General features: G+C 74.1%; 15 protein-coding genes, 1 tRNA gene and 1 pseudogene. 6 read left to right on the forward strand and 11 right to left on the reverse strand.

Features of this window, described 5'->3' with window-relative positions:
• Positions 1 to 42 precede the first annotated feature (42 nt).
• Positions 43 to 1284, reverse strand: coding sequence for a GNAT family N-acetyltransferase (locus tag A6F73_RS27585; RefSeq protein WP_063350241.1), 1242 nt, complete (start codon positions 1282 to 1284; stop codon positions 43 to 45).
• Positions 1285 to 1374: 90 nt separating this feature from the next.
• Entirely contained in the window at positions 1375 to 2355 is a 981-nt protein-coding gene (locus tag A6F73_RS27590; RefSeq protein WP_167745876.1) for a DMT family transporter, read from the reverse strand.
• Between the two features lie 349 nt (positions 2356 to 2704).
• Here A6F73_RS27590 and A6F73_RS27595 point away from each other — a divergent pair, with 349 nt between their 5' ends.
• Positions 2705 to 2968 (forward strand): dsRBD fold-containing protein, encoded by a 264-nt coding sequence (locus tag A6F73_RS27595; RefSeq protein ID WP_063350242.1) that lies wholly within the window; start codon positions 2705 to 2707, stop codon positions 2966 to 2968.
• A gap of 52 nt (positions 2969 to 3020) precedes the next feature.
• Here the strand turns inward: A6F73_RS27595 and A6F73_RS27600 are convergent, their stop codons facing one another.
• Positions 3021 to 3548, reverse strand: coding sequence for a hypothetical protein (locus A6F73_RS27600; protein ID WP_063350243.1), 528 nt, complete (start codon positions 3546 to 3548; stop codon positions 3021 to 3023).
• Positions 3549 to 3731: 183 nt separating this feature from the next.
• Positions 3732 to 4619, reverse strand: a complete 888-nt coding sequence (locus tag A6F73_RS27605) for an alpha/beta hydrolase (RefSeq protein WP_063350244.1) — start codon at positions 4617 to 4619, stop codon at positions 3732 to 3734.
• Between the two features lie 28 nt (positions 4620 to 4647).
• Between A6F73_RS27605 and A6F73_RS43425 the strand changes: the two are divergent.
• Positions 4648 to 4776, forward strand: a pseudogene (locus A6F73_RS43425) (MarR family transcriptional regulator); the annotation flags it as partial.
• Between the two features lie 11 nt (positions 4777 to 4787).
• Here A6F73_RS43425 and A6F73_RS27615 read toward each other — a convergent pair.
• A complete protein-coding gene (locus A6F73_RS27615) occupies positions 4788 to 5135 on the reverse strand; it encodes a hypothetical protein (protein ID WP_159398553.1) in 348 nt (115 codons plus the stop codon).
• 119 nt (positions 5136 to 5254) lie between these two features.
• Positions 5255 to 6178 (reverse strand): AEC family transporter, encoded by a 924-nt coding sequence (locus A6F73_RS27620; RefSeq protein WP_063350247.1) that lies wholly within the window; start codon positions 6176 to 6178, stop codon positions 5255 to 5257.
• Between the two features lie 108 nt (positions 6179 to 6286).
• Here A6F73_RS27620 and A6F73_RS27625 point away from each other — a divergent pair, with 108 nt between their 5' ends.
• Positions 6287 to 6766 carry an HD domain-containing protein gene (locus tag A6F73_RS27625; RefSeq protein WP_063350248.1) on the forward strand — a complete coding sequence of 160 codons (480 nt, stop codon included), beginning with the start codon at positions 6287 to 6289 and terminating at the stop codon, positions 6764 to 6766.
• Between the two features lie 207 nt (positions 6767 to 6973).
• Here the strand turns inward: A6F73_RS27625 and A6F73_RS27630 are convergent, their stop codons facing one another.
• Together A6F73_RS27630 and A6F73_RS27635 are read right to left on the reverse strand one after the other, a co-directional pair.
• Positions 6974 to 7348: a transglycosylase SLT domain-containing protein gene (locus A6F73_RS27630; protein ID WP_244293519.1), complete on the reverse strand. Its 375-nt coding sequence runs from the start codon at positions 7346 to 7348 to the stop codon at positions 6974 to 6976.
• 551 nt (positions 7349 to 7899) lie between these two features.
• On the reverse strand, positions 7900 to 9543 hold the full coding sequence (locus A6F73_RS27635) for a carboxyl transferase domain-containing protein (RefSeq protein ID WP_167745877.1): 1644 nt from the start codon (positions 9541 to 9543) through the stop codon (positions 7900 to 7902).
• A gap of 351 nt (positions 9544 to 9894) precedes the next feature.
• Here A6F73_RS27635 and A6F73_RS27640 point away from each other — a divergent pair, with 351 nt between their 5' ends.
• Positions 9895 to 10227 carry a ribonuclease gene (locus A6F73_RS27640; protein ID WP_244293725.1) on the forward strand — a complete coding sequence of 111 codons (333 nt, stop codon included), beginning with the start codon at positions 9895 to 9897 and terminating at the stop codon, positions 10225 to 10227.
• A 108-nt stretch (positions 10228 to 10335) separates the two neighbouring features.
• On the opposite strand, the gene A6F73_RS27645 is transcribed toward A6F73_RS27640, so the two are convergent.
• On the reverse strand, positions 10336 to 11154 hold the full coding sequence (locus tag A6F73_RS27645; RefSeq protein ID WP_063350251.1) for an MOSC N-terminal beta barrel domain-containing protein: 819 nt from the start codon (positions 11152 to 11154) through the stop codon (positions 10336 to 10338).
• Positions 11155 to 11289: 135 nt separating this feature from the next.
• Here A6F73_RS27645 and A6F73_RS27650 point away from each other — a divergent pair, with 135 nt between their 5' ends.
• Together A6F73_RS27650 and A6F73_RS27655 are read left to right on the forward strand one after the other, a co-directional pair.
• Positions 11290 to 11961 (forward strand): TetR/AcrR family transcriptional regulator, encoded by a 672-nt coding sequence (locus tag A6F73_RS27650; RefSeq protein ID WP_063350252.1) that lies wholly within the window; start codon positions 11290 to 11292, stop codon positions 11959 to 11961.
• Positions 11962 to 12127: 166 nt separating this feature from the next.
• Entirely contained in the window at positions 12128 to 12685 is a 558-nt protein-coding gene (locus A6F73_RS27655) for a universal stress protein (RefSeq protein WP_063350253.1), read from the forward strand.
• A gap of 172 nt (positions 12686 to 12857) precedes the next feature.
• Here the strand turns inward: A6F73_RS27655 and A6F73_RS41685 are convergent.
• Together A6F73_RS41685 and A6F73_RS27665 are read right to left on the reverse strand one after the other, a co-directional pair.
• Positions 12858 to 12933 (reverse strand) — tRNA-Ala (locus A6F73_RS41685).
• Positions 12934 to 14352: 1419 nt separating this feature from the next.
• Positions 14353 to 15246 (reverse strand): IclR family transcriptional regulator, encoded by an 894-nt coding sequence (locus A6F73_RS27665; protein WP_079136066.1) that lies wholly within the window; start codon positions 15244 to 15246, stop codon positions 14353 to 14355.
• Positions 15247 to 15596: the final 350 nt, after the last annotated feature.

A 15596-nucleotide genomic window follows, 5' to 3' on the forward strand; every position in this document is an offset into this window, starting at 1 on the left:
GTGCAGGTGCGGCGAGGCGAGCGTCCGGTCGGAACCAGCCGGTCAGAACCAGTGCAGACAGTGCGGGGCGCGCTCGGCGCTGAAGAGGGCGTCGGCGAGGGCGGCCGCGCCCGGGCGGTGGGCCCGGATGTGCCCGGCCCGCACGAGCGTGCTCGGGGTGGTGCCGCCGAGGTAGACCGAGCCCAGGTCGCTCACGTCCAGGGACAGGTCGGGCTCCCGGTCCGTCGGGACGCACTCGGCCTTCCCGTCCCGGACGGTCAGCAGATAGCGGCCGTGCTCGCCGAGGAACGGGTCGTCGACGTCGAGGACGAGCTCGCCGTCCACGAACCAGCCGCGCGAGGTCAGCGCACGCGGGACGTCCAGCAGCCGCACCCAGAGCCAGTCGGTGCTGCTGCTCCTCTCGCCGGCGTTGAAGTCCACAAGCTGCCAGCGCAGCGGGTGGTCGGACGGAACGTGCTTGAACACGACCTGGGAGACCAGGTCGTGTTCGAGCGCGAACCGGGCCAGGGCCGTGGCGACGGCGTCGTCGGTGGCGATGGTCTCGTCGACCGTCAAGGTGCCGTCGGCGAGCGAGTAGCAGGCGTAGCCGTCCGGGACACCGCCGGCATCCCGGTGGACGGCGACGTAGCGCGACGCCGAGGAGACCGGGGGCCGCCCCGCGCCCAAGGCCCACCAGCGGTGCGGCCGGGACAGCGCGCCGGGCTGCGTGCGGCGGTACCGGTCGTAGACCGCTTCCAGGATCTCGCCGCACTCGGCACGCCGCAGCAGCTCGATCGAGCCGGTGTCCGGGCCGGGCGCCGGGGTGTCGGCCGGGGTGGCGGCCGTTCCGCGTGCCCGGGGGAGGGCGAAGGCGGCCCGGTGGCGCGGCACCGTCAGCCGCTGCGTGTAGGTCGCCGGTCCGTAGCCGAACCTGCGGTAGATCACGGCCTCGGAGGCCAGCAGTACGGAGAGGAACTCCCCACGGGCCCGAAACCCGGCGAGCTGGCGCCGCATCATCGCGGTGAGCACGCCCTGGCGCCGGTGCGAGGGCAGGACGCCGACGCCGGTCACCCCGCTGGTGGGGACGATGACCTCGCCGGGCAGGGTGAGCTCGAAGGTGTACGCGCCGGCGGTGCCGACGGGCCGCCCGTCCGCCGTCACGGCGAGCAGGTTGCGGTCCATCTCGGTCGCCGACCACCAGAGCCCGCCGCCGTCGGTCGGGGTTTCCGGGAAGAGCCCGAACGCGGCATGGAGCGTGTCGACGTAGACGTCGAGGTCCTGATCGGTTGTCGGACGGATCTCCATTGCTGCCGCTTCCTCCCCTGGATGACGACGGCACCACGGCTCGTGTGCCTCGCCACAGTGCAGCGTTGACCCGTGGCCCGGTCAAGCGAATTACGCTCCGGCCCCGGAGCTGTGCCCCGGGTCGTTCGGGTTCTCGGCCGGACTGTTTCCAGGGCGGCTCCTGGGGCCTTCCGCGGGCCGCTCGTCCTCCGGTGGTGCCCCGACGCCCTCCAGGGTTTCGCGGACGCTGCCCGGCATCGCCGGGTGGCGGCCGATCACGATCACCCCGACCACGATGGCCAGCAGTCCGGCGGACTGCCAGGCCAGCGCACCCGGCGTCACCCGCAGCCGGTCGCCGAGGAAGCCGACCGCGCAGGCGATCCCGGACAGCGGTTGGGCGGCGGTCAGTGCCGGCAGGGACATCCGCAGCGGCGCGGCCTCGAAGGCGCTCTGCACCAGCAGCAGCCCGACCACGCCCGCCGCCACCACCGCGTACGGCTGCCAGCTGCGCAGCACCGCGTCCAGTCCGCTGTGGTCGAGGCGCTGGGTCGTGGTGCGGGTCAGCGCGTCCTGGAGGCCGTAGAGCAGGCCGGCGGCGAGGGCCAGCAGGGTGGCCTCCTCGAACAGCGGCAGCCGCCGGGCCAGCGAGACCAGCAGCAGGGTCAGCCCGACCACCGTGCCGACCACCAGCCAGTGCCGCAGTTCCCCGGCGGGCGCACCGCCACCGGTGGGCCGGCCGGCCACGATGAACGCCGTCACCCCGAGGCCGAGCAGCAGCACTCCGACCCAGCCCGAGCGGCCGAGGGTCTGGCGGGTCAGCACCCGGGAGAGCGCCATGGCGAACAGCAGGTTGGTCGCGAGCAGCGGTTCGACGAGCGAGACTTCGCCCTGGTTGAGGGCGAGCGCGGACAGGATCAGTCCGCACACCATGAACCCGGTGCCGAGCAGCCACTCGGGCATCCGCATCAGGTCCAGGAGCAGCCGCCAGTGCAGCAGGTCGGCACGGGGCGCCCGCTGCGCCGCGTGCTGCTGGAGGACGAAGCCGAGGCCCAGGCAGCAGGCGGCGCCGAGGGCGAGGAGGAAGACCGCCACGGAGGGACCACCCGGTTGTCACTGCCCGCGCCGCGCCGGCGGGTCCGGGTTCGGTCGGCGGTCGCGGCGCGCTTTCGTCAGCGTACCGCCGGGTCGGCGGCGGGGCCCGGTCGGCGGCGAGGAGCAGGCGGGGAGCAGGCGGGGAGCAGGCGGGGAGCAGGCAGGGAGCAGGCGGGGCCGGGAGCTCCGGGGCGGGGGAGCTGGTTCCGGGGGCCGGGCCCGCAGCCCCGGGCCGGGCCCGCTTGCCGCCATGGGTCGGACGGGCGCACGCTGGTGTGAGCGGCCGCCACGGCTCACCGTCCGTGCCGGTCCGGACAGGCGCGAGGGGGCCGCTGCCAGGAGGTGTGGCATGCACAACCAGTGGGACGTGGAGCTGAGCTTCGAGGAAGACGGAGTGCACACGGCGTGCGAGGCCAGGCTGACCGGTGCGCGGGCGCCGGGCCTGCGCGCCCACGGGGAGTCGATGAAGAGCACGGACGACCGCCCGCTCGCCAGGATCGGTGAGGAGGTCGCGGCCTCCCGCGCCCTGGAGGAGCTGTCCCGCAAGCTGCGGGCGCAGGCCACCGGGGAGATCGACGACGAAGGACACCGCCCGGGGTACCTGATCTACTGATCCCCGTCGCCGCCGCCGCGCTTGCGCGGGGCGGCTCGGGGCCGCGCGGGCGTCAGGACCAGGGGTTGGCCGGCTGGTCGTTGATCGCCGTCCAGAACCGGGTGCCCGCCGGGAGGGTGCCGGCCGCCCAGAGCGACCAGCCCTGCCCGTCGTGGAACTCGGCCATTCGCCAGTCGGCGCCGAAGGAGTCCTCGCAGAGCCCGTCGGCGTCGTCCCGGCTGGTCAGGTCGGACCCGGCCGTCGGGGCCGTCGCGGCGACCTCCCCGCCCGCCCAGCTGTGGAAGCCGGCGGTGGGGATCCCGGTGGGGGCCGGGCGGCCGTCCTGGTGGAGGCAGAGCACCGGCAGTTCGGTGTCGGCGGAGGTGTCCCCGAGGTAGGGGTTGCTGGCGCCGTCGGTGCCGACGTGCACCACACCGGCGCGCTGTTCCAGGGCGGTCCAGGTCAGCCCCGGGTGTTCGCCCGCCGAGGCGGCGACGGCCGGCCCGTCGCGGTCCACGGCGAACGCGCTGCCCGGGGTGGCGGCCAGCGCGGTGAGCGCGAGCACCGCTGCGGGGGCGAGGCGTCGGACGAACGTGGGCATGGCTGCTCCAGGGAGTGGTGGGCCGACGTGGCGACGCCAGTCTGCCAGCGCCAAGTCGAGTGCGGTACAAGGGATTTGGCGACACTGGCGAGTTCGGGCCAATCCGTCGCCGGCGGCTTGCGCGCAGCGGCCGGGCCGGTTCGGCGCGGGCGTGGCGTCCGTGCCGTCCGAACGGTCCCGCCGTCAGCCGCGGGAGGCGGCGAGGAATCCGGTCAGCCGGGCGTTGACCTCCGCCGCGCCCGCCATGGGCAGGTGGTGGTGCGAGAGGCCCGGCAGGACGGCGACCGTCGCCTCGGGCAGGGCGCGGCGGGCGGCCTCGGCGACCCGGGGGGCGTGGTGGGTGCGGCTGTGTTCGGCGAACAGGGCGAGGGTCGGGGCGGTGAGGGAGCGCAGCCGGTCGAGGCCGGGGCGGGGGCCGGTGATGACGCGGGTGGCGGGGAAGTCGGCGTATCCGAGGGCGTAGACCTCGCGCCAGCCGGGGTCCGGGCGAGGGCCGTCGCCGGTCTCCCAGTCGAGGTAGGAGCGGGCCCGGGCGGCGGTGCGGCGGGGGAGGAAGAGCGGCAGGGCGTGCAGCAGGTAGTCGGGGCGGAAGCCGGCGAAGCACTGGGTGGGATCGAGGAGGGCGAGCCGGCCGACCCGGGCGGGCGCGTGCAGGGCGTACTCCAGGGCGATCCAGCCGCCGTAGGAGTGGCCGCAGAAGTCGGCCCGGGGGAGGCCGAGTCGGTCGAGGACGGTGTCCAGCCAGCCGAGCAGCCCGGGGACGCCGGCGAGTGGGGCGCCGTCGTGGACGCTGCGGCCCGGGTCGCCGATGAGGTCGGGGGCGAGGACGCGGTGCCCGGCGGCCGTCCACGCGGCGACGTTGGCGAACCACATGGTGGAGGTGGCGCCGCCGCCGTGCAGCAGGACGAGGGGGCGGCCGTCGGGCGGGCCGCAGGCGTTGATCCGGGTGGTGCCGTGGGCTGTTCGGACGGTGAGGTGCTCGACCGGGACGGGCCAGCGGGCCAGCAGCGCGTCGTAGGCGGTGAGGAAGGCGGCGGTGCGGGTGGGGGAGGGCGTGGTGCGGGCGGACATGATGGGCCTCCGCGGGGGTGTAAGGAGGCACCCGACCGGTCTGCGGGCGCTGATCCGTCTGTTGGACGCCTCCCGGGCCGGCCGGGCGGTGCCCCCGGGCCGGCTCGGGAAGGCGTTGCGGTTGGACTCGGCGGGCACCACCGGTCTGGTGGAGCGACCGGCGGGGCGTCAGAACCAGGTCTCGCCGTAGTGCGGCCCGGGGTGGTCCTCGCGAAGCAGGCAGATGTTGGGGTCGCGCGGCGGCTCCGGCCCCTCGTGCGGGCCGACGGCCGGGCAGCGCGGCCCGACCTCGACCAGGTACTCGGGCCAGGACGCCCAGTGCAGGTCGAAGCCGACGCCCTGGACCAGCGCGGAATGGGTGCCGCCGTGCCCGCCGGCGAGGTCGCAGCGCAGGCGCGGATCGATCAGGAAGGCGCCGCGCGGAACGGTGTTGTAGTGGTCCACGTCCGTCTGCGGCAGCGTGACGACGGACGGACAGTGGTGGAACTCTGCGGAACGAAGGTCCGGTTGGCTCATGGCCGCCAGCATTCCACCGGGAGCCCGGCGAGGGCCCCGGTTCCCCGCTTTTGTACGGCTCGCGGGTGACAACTGTCGTGCCGTGTACGGGTGGCCGTCACCTCTCCGGAAGGCTCCGGCTACGCGGCGAGGGACCAGCTGATCACCGACAGGGTCGCCATCGACGCCAGGGTCGACCAGAGCACCGAGTCCCGGGCGAGCCCGGTGCCCTGCCCGTACTCGCGGGCGTAGACGTAGACGTTCTGCGCGGTGGGCAGGGCGGAGAAGAGCACCACGGTGAGGAGTTGGTGCGCAGGGAGGTGGAGCAGCGGGCCGGCCACCGCGAAGGCGACCAGCGGTTGTATCAGGGTCTTGACCGCGACGGTCAGCCCGACCTCGGCGTGGCGCGAACGGCCGGTGGCCGGCGGGCGGTTGTGCAGCGACATGCCGAGGGCGACCAGGGCGGTCGGCACGCCGGCGCCGCCGAGCAGCTCGCAGGAACGGTTCAGCTCGGCGGGCAGGTGCAGCCCGCCGGCGGAGGCGGCGGCGCCGAGCGCGGTGGCCAACAGGATGGGGTTGCGCAGCGGCAGGGTGAGCAGGGCCCGGCGGCCGGCCGCGCCGCCGTCGAGGACGGCCAGCACCGCGGGCGTGACCACCAGGATCTGGAACAGCACCACCGGCGCGACGAAGGAGGCGTCGCCGAGGAGCTGCATCGCCACCGGGATGCCGAGGTTGGCCGAGTTGACGTACCCGCAGGCCATCGCGCCGATCGCCAACTCGCCGGTCTTGCGCCGGAACAGCAGGCGCCCGGCGAGCAGCCCGAGGCCGATCGAGACGACGGTGCCGGCGGTGAAGGCGAGCATCGAGGGGTTGGCGAAGTGGTCCAGCGGGGTGCGGGCGATCATCAGGAACAGCGAGGCCGGCATCGCCACGTGGAAGACGAACCGGTTGAGCACCGGCTCCGCGTGCGGCCCGAGCAGCCCGGTCCGGCCGACCAGGTAGCCGATCCCGGTCAGCGCCCAGATCGGGGCGAATCCGGACAGCAGGGGGTGCAGGGATGGCATGGTTCCTCGGATCGCTCGGACAGTCTGCCGGGTGGGCCGGGGGTCTCCCGCCCCGGGGCAGTAAACCAGTGAGCGTGAACGGGCAGACCACGGGCCTACGATGAGCCGATGGAGCCCGAGAACGCGCCGACGGAACCCGAGTACCTGAGCCTGGCCGAGGTGGAGGCGATCGCCCGCCGCGCGCACGAGGGGCAGGTCGACAAGAACGGCCACCCGTACGGCGAGCACATCGCGGCGGTCGCGCACGGGACGGCCGCGCGCGGTGGCAGCGACGCCCAGATCGCGGCGGGTTGGCTGCACGACACCGTCGAGGACGACCGGCTGAGCCGGGAGTGGCTGGCGGGGGCCGCGCTGCCGGGGGCCACCAAGACGATCGTGGACGCGCTCACCCGCCGCCCCGACGAGCCGGTCGAGGCGTACACCGCGCGGGTCCTGGCCACGCCGGGCGCGCTGCTGGTCAAGCGGGCCGACCTCGCCCACAACTCGGACCCGGCCCGGCTGGCCGCGCTGGACGCCGCCACCGCCGAGCGGTTGGCCGCCAAGTACGCGCGGATGCGGGAACTGCTCGGGCTCACCGGCGAGCTCTGAGCGGCGAGCCGGGGCGCGGGCTGGGCGAACGGCGGGAGGCGCCGCGCGACCTGCGAGAGGTGTGCGCGAACCACGAGAGGGCCCGGGCCACGCGGATCGCGCGGGCCCGGGCCCTCTGGGGTCACCCCGGTGATCCCTGTCCGACCCCCGGGGTGAGGGGGGAGTGGTCAGGATGCGGGTGGAGTCCGGTGAGCCGAGGTGGTCGGCTTAGTACCAGTGGTTGGCCTGCCAGAAGTTCCAGGCGGCGTTCGGGCTGCCGTAGCGGGTGTTCATGTAGTCCAGCGCCCACTTGATCTGGGTGGTCGCGTTGGTCTTCCAGTCGGAGCCGTGCGTCGCCATCTTGGAGCCCGGCAGCGCCTGGGCCAGGCCGTACGCGCCCGAGCTGGCGTTGGTCGCGGTCACGTTCCAGCTGGACTCGTGGGCGATGATCTGGCTGAAGGAGGCCAGCTGGTTCGCCGGGACGATCTGGGCGGCCACGGCCTGCGGGGACAGGGTGGCGGCGTTCGCGGTGGCGGGCAGCACACCCGCGCCCAGGGCGGTCAGACCGGCGGCGCCGGCGAGGATCGCGGCGGAAGTGCGCATACGGAGCTTGAAAGTGGGCATCTAGAACAGGACCTCAATCAGGTTGGGCCGGGTCACGCCCCGCCTTGGACCACGGCCGGACAGGGGCCGAAACGATCGTGGGGCGTGACCTGGCAGTAAGTCGCTACCGGCGGGACAGGTGCCGGTGCGGCTGACGACTGAGCCATTGTTGGCATGCCGGATCGGGCGCCGCCAAGACCCCCTTGTTACGACCCCCGGTCGTACGGGGGGCGGCCGCCGTGGATTCGAAGGGCCGGCTGCGCGGGGCGCGCCGACCGGTCGTGACCTGTGCGAACACCCCGTCGGCAGGCTGTGGCGCGGGTGCCCGGAAGCTGCCACTATCGCCCGTCGTGGACCGCATTCCGGTGTGAGCGCACTCACCGTTTGGGCCGCTGCGGCCGTCACCCGCCGGTCTGCGGCCGGCACGTTGGGTACAGACGATCTCGCCCCCGTTGAGACCGGCGCCACACCCGCTGGGGCCCGGGGGAGACCGTCGGGCTGCGGCGGAGATCGACGGCCCCCACCAGGGGTTCAGCGGCGGTCGCCGACGTTCAGCGGAGATCGCCGAGGCGGCGGTGACGCAGTGCCCGCGCCGCGAGGCGGTCCGGCTCCGGCAGCGCCGCCAGCCCGCCGAGCGCGGCACCGACCGCCCGTCCGAGCCGTGCGCAGAACGCCTCCGGCTCGTCCGCCGCGTCCGGCCGCTCCTCGACCACCTCGTCCACCAGCCCGACCTCCGCCAGGTGGCCCGCGCCGATGCCCTGGGAGCGGGCCAGCTCGGCGGCGTGCCCGCCGTCCCGGTGGACGATCGCGGACGCGCCCTCCGGCGGCAGTGGCGCCAGCCAGGCGTGCCCGGCGGCGAGCACCCGGTCGGCCGGGAGCAGCGCCAGCGCGCCGCCGCCCGAGCCCTGGCCGAGCAGCACAGCCAGGACGGGCGTGCGCAGCGCCAGCAGGGTGGTCAGGCAGTGCGCGATCTCGACCGCGATCCCGTCCAGCTCGGCCTGCGCGGACAGTTCGGCCCCGGCCGTGTCCACGACCGTGACCAGTGGCAGCCCCAGCTGCTCCGCGACCCGCGCGGTGCGCCGGACGGCCCGCAGGTCGGCGGCGGTGAACGGGCGCTCGTGCTCCGGGGTCTGCCGCTGCTGGCCGACCACCAGCACCGGCCGACCCCCGAGGACGGCGAGGGCGCGGACCAGCGCGCCGTCCCGCCCGCCGGGGGCGTCCAGCAGCACCAGTTCCTCGGCGGTGTGGCGCAGCAGCTCGCGGGTGCCCGGGCGGTCGGGGCGACGGGTGCGGCGCACGGAATCCCAGGCGTCGGGGCGTTCGGCGGTCTCGTCGGCGGTTTTGTCGGGGGTGTGGTCGGGGGTGTGGTCGGGGGTGTGGTCGGGGCCGGGGCCGGGAGCGCCGGTGCCGCCGGCGTCGGCGCTGCCCGGGGCGGGCGCGGTGGTGGCGAGCACGGCGAGCGTGCGGCGGACCAGCTCGCGCAGCTCCTGCGGCGGCACGACGGCGTCCACCAGGCCGCGCCCGGCGAGCGTCTCCGCCCGCTGCACGTCCGGGGGCAGTTCCACGCCGCGCAGCTCCTCGTACACGCGCGGGCCGAGGAAGCCGAGCCGGGCGCCCGGCTCGGCGAACACCAGCTGGCCGAGCGTGCCCCAGGAGGCGAAGACCCCGCCCATGGTCGGGTTCCGTAGATAGGTGAGATAGGGGAGACCGGCCGCGCGGTGCGCCTGGACAGCGGCGGTGATCCGCAGCATGCACAGGAAGGCCGCCGACCCCTCCTGCATGCGCGTCCCGCCGGAGACGGGCAGGGCGAGCAGCGGCAGCCGCTCGGCGGTGGCGCGCTCGACGGCGCGGGTGATCCGCTCGGCGGTGGCGACGCCGATCGAGCCGCCGAGGAAGCCGAACTCGGAGGCGACCAGCGCCACCGGTCGCCCGCCGACCAGGCCGGCACCGGTGAGGACGGCCTCGTCGAGACCGGTGCGTGCGCGGGCCCGGTCGAGTGAGGCGCGGTAGCCGGGGTCGGCGGGCGGGCCTGCGGGCGGGTCGGTCGGCGGGTCGTCCCAGCCCTGGAAGGCGCCCGGGTCGACCAGCAGTCCGATCAGCTGCCGCGCGGTCAGCGGCGCGCCCGTGCCCGTTCCCGCACTCGGGCTCGGGTGCGCTCCCGCGCCCGTTCCCGTGCCCGTTGTCCCCGTGTTCATGCCCACCCCGTCAGCGGTCGTTCCGGCCCGACATGATCCGTCACTCTATGCGGCGCGACTGGAGCGGGGAGCGAACGTGAGGAAGCTGTGAGGAGGCCGACAGCGGTCAGGTCGCTAGTTCGACGGCGGTCGACCCATGGGGTGTCCGGGCGGTTCGTGGACGGCTCCGGCGGGGCTCGGGCCGGGGTCGGGATACGGCTCAAGTCGCTGGTCAGGCAAGTGAGTTACCCGTCGGTTAATAGTTTGTCGCAGGGCTTCCGGAGTTGTCGGTGGCTGGTCACACTGGTGGACATGACCCGCACTCTACGCGCGTGGAAGACCCGCGCTGCCGCCGTCACCGCCGTCGCCCTGATGACCCTCGCGCCCGTCGCCGTCGCCACCGAGGCGCACGCCGACGTGAGCGGCACGGTGTGTCTGTCCACCCTCCCGCCCGAGGCGACCGACACCCTCAACCTGATCGCCACCGACGGGCCGTTCCCGTACTCCCAGGACGGCGTCGTGTTCCAGAACAGGGAGCACGTCCTGCCCGGCCAGTCCTACGGCTACTACCACGAGTACACCGTCATCACGCCCGGTGCCCCGACCCGCGGCACCCGCCGGATCATCACCGGCCAGGCGACCCAGGAGGACTACTACACCGGTGACCACTACGTCACGTTCTCGCTGATCGACCAGGGCTGCTGACACGCGCCCCACGCCCCTCCCGGCCCCGGCGCACGTCTCCGCCGGGGCCGCCGGGCCCGCAGGAACGCCAGGGGCGACCCCCGCCCCGGCGGCCCGCCGCGACCGGCCTCAGAGCTCGGACGGCCCCCAGGCGTCCACCACCAGCTCGTCCCCGACCCGCAGCGTGCCGGGCCGCAGCACAGCGAACTTGCTGCCGAACGCGACCCCGCCGCCCGCCGCCCGGCGGTAGCCGGCCAGCGTCCGCAGCGGCTCCGGACCGGCCTTGGCGCCCGTCGACTGGTCGACCAGCGTCACCGAGCAGCGGATCGCGAGCTTGGCGTAGGCCAGCTCGGCGCCGCCCACGGTGATCCGGCGGGTCAGGTCCTCGGTGTGCGGTTCGTCCCAGCCGTCCACCACCACGTTCGGGCGGAACCGGTCCACCGACATGGGGAGTTCGCCGCTCAGCGCGTTGAAGCGCTCCAGCGACGCACGGGACAGCAGGTGCACCGCGCAGCTGTCGGCGTAGCCGGACGTGCCCGGTACCAGCCCGTCGGACACCCGGTCGTGCTCCGGCGGCACCCGGACCAGCCGGCTGCGGACACCCAGCACCCCGGACAGCCAGCCGGCCACCTCCTCGCCCTGGTCGATCCCGAAGAACGGGGCGCCGAACAGCTGCACCGCCCGGCGCGGACCCTCGGTGTCCACGGTGACGGTCACCGGCTCCACGCCCGGGGCGTCGAGCGTCAGCCGGCGGCCGTCCTCCCCGACCGTCGGGCGGACCGTGGCCAGGAGGCGGTCCCGGCGCTGGGAACGGAACACCCCGTCCTCGTCCACCACCATGAACGCCCGGTCGTGGGCCAGCCCCGCCGGAGTCAGCTCCGCGCGCGCCACCTCGACCCCGGCACACCCCTTCACCGGGTAGTACCGCAACTCCACCACTTCGGCCATGGCCGCCCCCTCGACTCACCGCAGCCCCTCGCGGGCCGCCGCGGACCCCGTGCGGAATCAACGCCTCCGTAGGGTAGTTGACCGCCCCCCGACCGCCGCCCGACCGCCCGCCCCCGGGATTGCTAGGGTCGGGACATGGCACCGAGCAGCGCGAACCCCCCGGGACGGCTCCGGCGCGACGCCCAGCGCAACCGCGATCTGCTGCTCGCCGCCGCCCGCGGCATGTTCTCCCGGCACGGCCTCGACGTCCCGCTGGACCAGATCGCCAAGGAGGCCGGCGTCGGCAACGCCACCCTCTACCGCCACTTCCCGACCCGTGAGGCGCTGATCGGCGAGGTGTTCGCCGACGCCGCCGTCGGCCTGGCCGGGGCCGGTGAGGAAGCCCTCGCCGCCGCGGACGCCTGGACCGCCCTCGAACGCTACTTCGAGCGCATCTTCGAACTCGTCGCCGCGGACCGGGGCATCAACGACCTCGTCACCCAGGCCATCCCCACCATCCCCGGCATGATCGAGATCAGCCGCCGGAACGCCGCCACCGTCGGCGCCCTCATCGCCCGCGCCCAGGACCAGGGCACCATGCGGCGCGACGTGGTCGCCATGGACCTGCTCTTCCTGCTCGGCCCGCTCTGCCGCGCCCTGCCCGCCACCACCGACCTGCGCCCCGACCTCTGGCGCCGCTACCTCGCCCTGCTCCTCGACGGCTTCCGCGCCCAGGCCATCCACCCGCTGCCCGTCCCCCCGATCGGCGAGGAACACCTCGACCGGATGTTCGCCGACCTCTGGGAAGCCGAACCACCCGGGGCGTAGGCGAGCTGCTTCACGCCGTAGCGGCCCCGGAGCATCAGGGACACGTACGGAACGCCCGCGCGCGCGTCAGAGGCGTGTCAACGGGCGCCGGAGGTACGGTGCCGGCCCGCTTTGCTGGAGGACGACAGCACGGCACGGCGGTACGGACCGAGAGGCGGGGCGAACCATGGCGGACAGCGAGATATCCGGCGCGGACGAGGCAGCGGAGCGGGCCGACCGCGCGGGCCGGATCGTCGTCGGCGTCAGCGGCTCGCTCGGCAGCCTCGCCGCCCTCCACCACGCCGTCGCCGAAGCCCACCGCACCGACGCCGAGGTCCTCGCCCTCCTCTGCTGGACCTCACCCGGCGAAGAGATCGGCTACCGCCGCACACCCTGCCCGGCCGCCATCACCGCAGGCCGCGACGCCGCCGTCGCCCGGCTCCGGCAAGCCCTCGACGAGGCCTTCGCCGGCCGCTACGCCGGAGTCCGGCTGCGCTGCCAGGCCGTCCGCGGCGACACCGGACACACCCTGGTCCGCTTCGCCGACCACCCCGACGACCTGCTCGTCCTCGGCGCCGGCAGCAGCCGCGGCTGCCTCTCCCGCGCGTTGCGCCCCTCCGTCGCCGCCTACTGCGTCCGGCACGCGAGCTGCCCCGTCCTGGCCGTCCCCCGGCCGCCGCTGCAGCGCGACCTGGAGGCCATGGAACGCGGCCACGGCCTGCGCTCCCTCGTCGGGGGGCGGTAGGCCGCGCCCGCCCGCGGCGCCGCCCACCTACGACAGCTCGCCCACCTACGACAGCCCGGCCGCCTCGGCGAGGACGGCGGCGGTCCGGCGGCCGGCGCGCAGCACGGTTTCGGTGGTGGTGGGGAGGCAGCGGTCGGCGCCGGCGTCGTACACGGTCATGACGACGCCCGCGTGGTCGGTGGCGGGTTCGAGAACCCGTACCGCCGACCTCTGCTTTGCCAGAGCAGCGCTCAGTTGCCGGGTGTGCTCGATGTCCAGCACCCCGTCCTCCGTGCCGTGGACCAGCCAGAGCGGGACGGGGGAGGGCTGCTCGGCCAGCAGGTCGAGGGGGGCGTCCCCGGTGGTGATCGCCGGGCGGGCGTAGCTGGAGGCGATGCCGACGGCGGCGATGGGACGCTGCTCGGCGGGGGTGCCCGGGTGAGTGGCCACGGCTATGGCCTCCCGGCCGCCCAGCGACCAGCCGGCCAGGACCAGGCGGTCCGGGTCCCCGCCGTACGCGGCGGCGGTGCGGCGGGCGTGGGCGAGCGAGGCGAGCAGTTCGGCGCGGCCGCCGTCCGGCAGGTCGGAGCGCCAGTCCGGGACGAGCACCAGCAGGCCGAGCCCGGCGGCCTCCCGGGCGAGCGGCCGCAGCACGTCGCGCTCGTCAGGGCCCCGGCCGTGCCACAGCAGTACGACGGGCGCGGGCCCGACGGTGCCGGCGGGCGGGCGGTGCACGTCCATCAGCCGCCCGTCGGCGTACGGGATGGCCTCGGGTTGAGCGCTCGTCATGCGGGGTTCGCCTCCGGTTCGGTGCCTGATCACGGAGCTGGTACTGTACTTCTCGTCGCGAGGGAGATGATTCCTCGTCAGGCGTCAGTGGTGCTACCAGAGCACGTCCTACTTTCAGTAGGAAGAGTCCGTGCGATCCGGGCCTGGCGCTCCAATTGTCGGACGGGGTCCGGTGCCTTTCAAAGGGTGCCGGGCCTTGTTTGCTTTTGGGGTGCGGGTTGGCGGGGGTTCGGTGTGTGGCTGTGGGGCTGGTATTGTTCTGGGTGTCGCGAGGGAGATGATTCCTCGTCAGGCGTCAGTGGTGCTACCAGAGCACGTCCTACTTTCAGTAGGAAGAGTCCGTGCGATCCGGGCCTGGCGCTCCAATTGTCGGATGAGGTCCGGTGCCTTTCAAAGGGTGCCGGGCCTTGTTTGCTTTTGGGGTGCGGGTTGGCGGGGGTTCGGTGTGTGGCTGTGGGGCTGGTATTGTTCTGGGTGTCGCGAGGGAGATGATTCCTCGTCAGGCGTCAGTGGTGCTACCAGAGCACGTCCTACTTTCAGTAGGAAGAGTCCGTGCGATCCGGGCCTGGCGCTCCAATTGTCGGACGGGGTCCGGTGCCTTTCAAAGGGTGCCGGGCCTTGTTTGCTTTTGGGGTGCGGGTTGGCGGGGGTTCGGTGTGTGGCTGTGGGGCTGGTATTGTTCTGGGTGTCGCGAGGGAGATGATTCCTCGTCAGGCGTCAGTGGTGCTACCAGAGCACGTCCTACTTTCAGTAGGAAGAGTCCGTGCGACCCGGGCCTGGCGCTCCAATAGTCGGACGAGGTCCGGTGCCTTTCAAAAGGCGCCGGGCCTCATTCGCTTTTTCGGGCTGTTTCGGTGCGCGGTCAGGACTTGGTGGGGCGGGCGAGTTCCGCCGGGGATTCAGGACGGCTGGCGGTCGGAGCCGAGTTCGCGGGAGATCCGCAATCCGGCCTGGGCGACGACGGGGCCGAGGGCGCGGACGCGGGCGGCGGTCATGCGGGAGGTCAGGCCGGAGACCGACAGGGCGGCGGTGACCTCGCCGGCGTGGTCGAAGATCGGTGCGGCGACGCAGCGGACCTCGGGTTCGTTCTCGCGGTCGTCGATGGAGTAGCCGCGGGCGCGGATCCGGGCGAGGTCGGCGCGCAGCCGGGTCTCGTCGGAGATGGTCCAGGCGGTGACCGGGCGCAGGCCCGCGGCGACGACCTCGGTGACGGCCTCGTCGGGCAGCCAGGCGAGGATGGCCTTTCCGGTGGCGGTGCAGTAGGCGGGGGCCCGGCTGCCGACGCGGGAGGCCATGCGGACGTTGGTCTCGTCCTCGACCTTGTCCAGGTAGACGATTCCGGGGGCCTGCCAGACGGTCAGGTGGACGGTCTCGCCGGCCTCGCGCTGGAGCCGGCGCAGGTGTTCGGCGGCGACGCTGCGCAGGTCGAGGGTGGAGAGGTAGGCCTGGCCGAGGCGCAGTGAGCCGTGGCCGAGCCGGAACCAGCCGGTCTCGCGGTCGCGGTCGAGGAGGTGCTCGTCGAGCAGCGGGCCCGCGAGCCGCAGCACGGTGCTCTTGTTGAGGCCGAGCGCTTCGGCGAGCTGGGCGAGCGGGACGCCGCGCCCGTCGCTGTGGTCGCGGACGTGGCCGAGGACGGCGAGCGCGCGGCGCAGCGAGGACGACTGGTTGCGTTCGGTCGCGGGTTTGCGCCCGGCGGCCGCGCCCGAGGGCCGTTCGGCCGCCGCGCCGGTGGGTCTGTCGGCCGCCGTGCCCGCGGGCCGCTCGGTCTCCGCGTCGGGCCCCGTCTCCGTCATGGGTGGTCCGTCCCCTGTCTCGTTCCGCTGTCGAGTGCTACTGCCGTGTACTGCTGCCGTGTGCTGATGCCGCGTTCTGCCGGTGTTCCCCCGCTCGACGGCGGCGGTTGTCAGAAGGTACCCGTTCGCGTTCGCAACGCCGCTTCTTCGACACAACGTTGTGCAGTGCAAAACTTCCCGAACCCCCTCTTGTTGGCGCCGATCGCCCGCGCTTAACGTCCCTGCCATCGAGCAGGCGACGCCGCCCCACCCGAACGGTCCGCCCTGCCGCACCCCCGTACCGGCCTGCCCGGGACGCCCCCCAACGCGTCCGGGCCGTCCTCCACCCACACCCACCATCGGCCCCGGTC

It is taken from the genome of Streptomyces sp. MJM8645 (genome assembly GCF_001625365.1).
GTDB lineage: Bacteria > Actinomycetota > Actinomycetes > Streptomycetales > Streptomycetaceae > Kitasatospora.

Coding starts and splice junctions, on each gene's coding strand:
- A6F73_RS27585 (WP_063350241.1), bottom strand. CDS start 1,284: ATGGAGATCCGTCCGACAACCGATCAGGACCTCGACGTCTACGTCGAC.
- A6F73_RS27595 (WP_063350242.1), top strand. CDS start 2,705: ATGCACAACCAGTGGGACGTGGAGCTGAGCTTCGAGGAAGACGGAGTG.
- A6F73_RS27600 (WP_063350243.1), bottom strand. CDS start 3,548: ATGCCCACGTTCGTCCGACGCCTCGCCCCCGCAGCGGTGCTCGCGCTC.
- A6F73_RS27605 (WP_063350244.1), bottom strand. CDS start 4,619: ATGTCCGCCCGCACCACGCCCTCCCCCACCCGCACCGCCGCCTTCCTC.
- A6F73_RS27615 (WP_159398553.1), bottom strand. CDS start 5,135: ATGAGCCAACCGGACCTTCGTTCCGCAGAGTTCCACCACTGTCCGTCC.
- A6F73_RS27620 (WP_063350247.1), bottom strand. CDS start 6,178: ATGCCATCCCTGCACCCCCTGCTGTCCGGATTCGCCCCGATCTGGGCG.
- A6F73_RS27625 (WP_063350248.1), top strand. CDS start 6,287: ATGGAGCCCGAGAACGCGCCGACGGAACCCGAGTACCTGAGCCTGGCC.
- A6F73_RS27630 (WP_244293519.1), bottom strand. CDS start 7,348: ATGCGCACTTCCGCCGCGATCCTCGCCGGCGCCGCCGGTCTGACCGCC.
- A6F73_RS27635 (WP_167745877.1), bottom strand. CDS start 9,543: ATGAACACGGGGACAACGGGCACGGGAACGGGCGCGGGAGCGCACCCG.
- A6F73_RS27640 (WP_244293725.1), top strand. CDS start 9,895: ATGACCCTCGCGCCCGTCGCCGTCGCCACCGAGGCGCACGCCGACGTG.
- A6F73_RS27645 (WP_063350251.1), bottom strand. CDS start 11,154: ATGGCCGAAGTGGTGGAGTTGCGGTACTACCCGGTGAAGGGGTGTGCC.
- A6F73_RS27650 (WP_063350252.1), top strand. CDS start 11,290: ATGGCACCGAGCAGCGCGAACCCCCCGGGACGGCTCCGGCGCGACGCC.
- A6F73_RS27655 (WP_063350253.1), top strand. CDS start 12,128: ATGGCGGACAGCGAGATATCCGGCGCGGACGAGGCAGCGGAGCGGGCC.
- A6F73_RS27665 (WP_079136066.1), bottom strand. CDS start 15,246: ATGACGGAGACGGGGCCCGACGCGGAGACCGAGCGGCCCGCGGGCACG.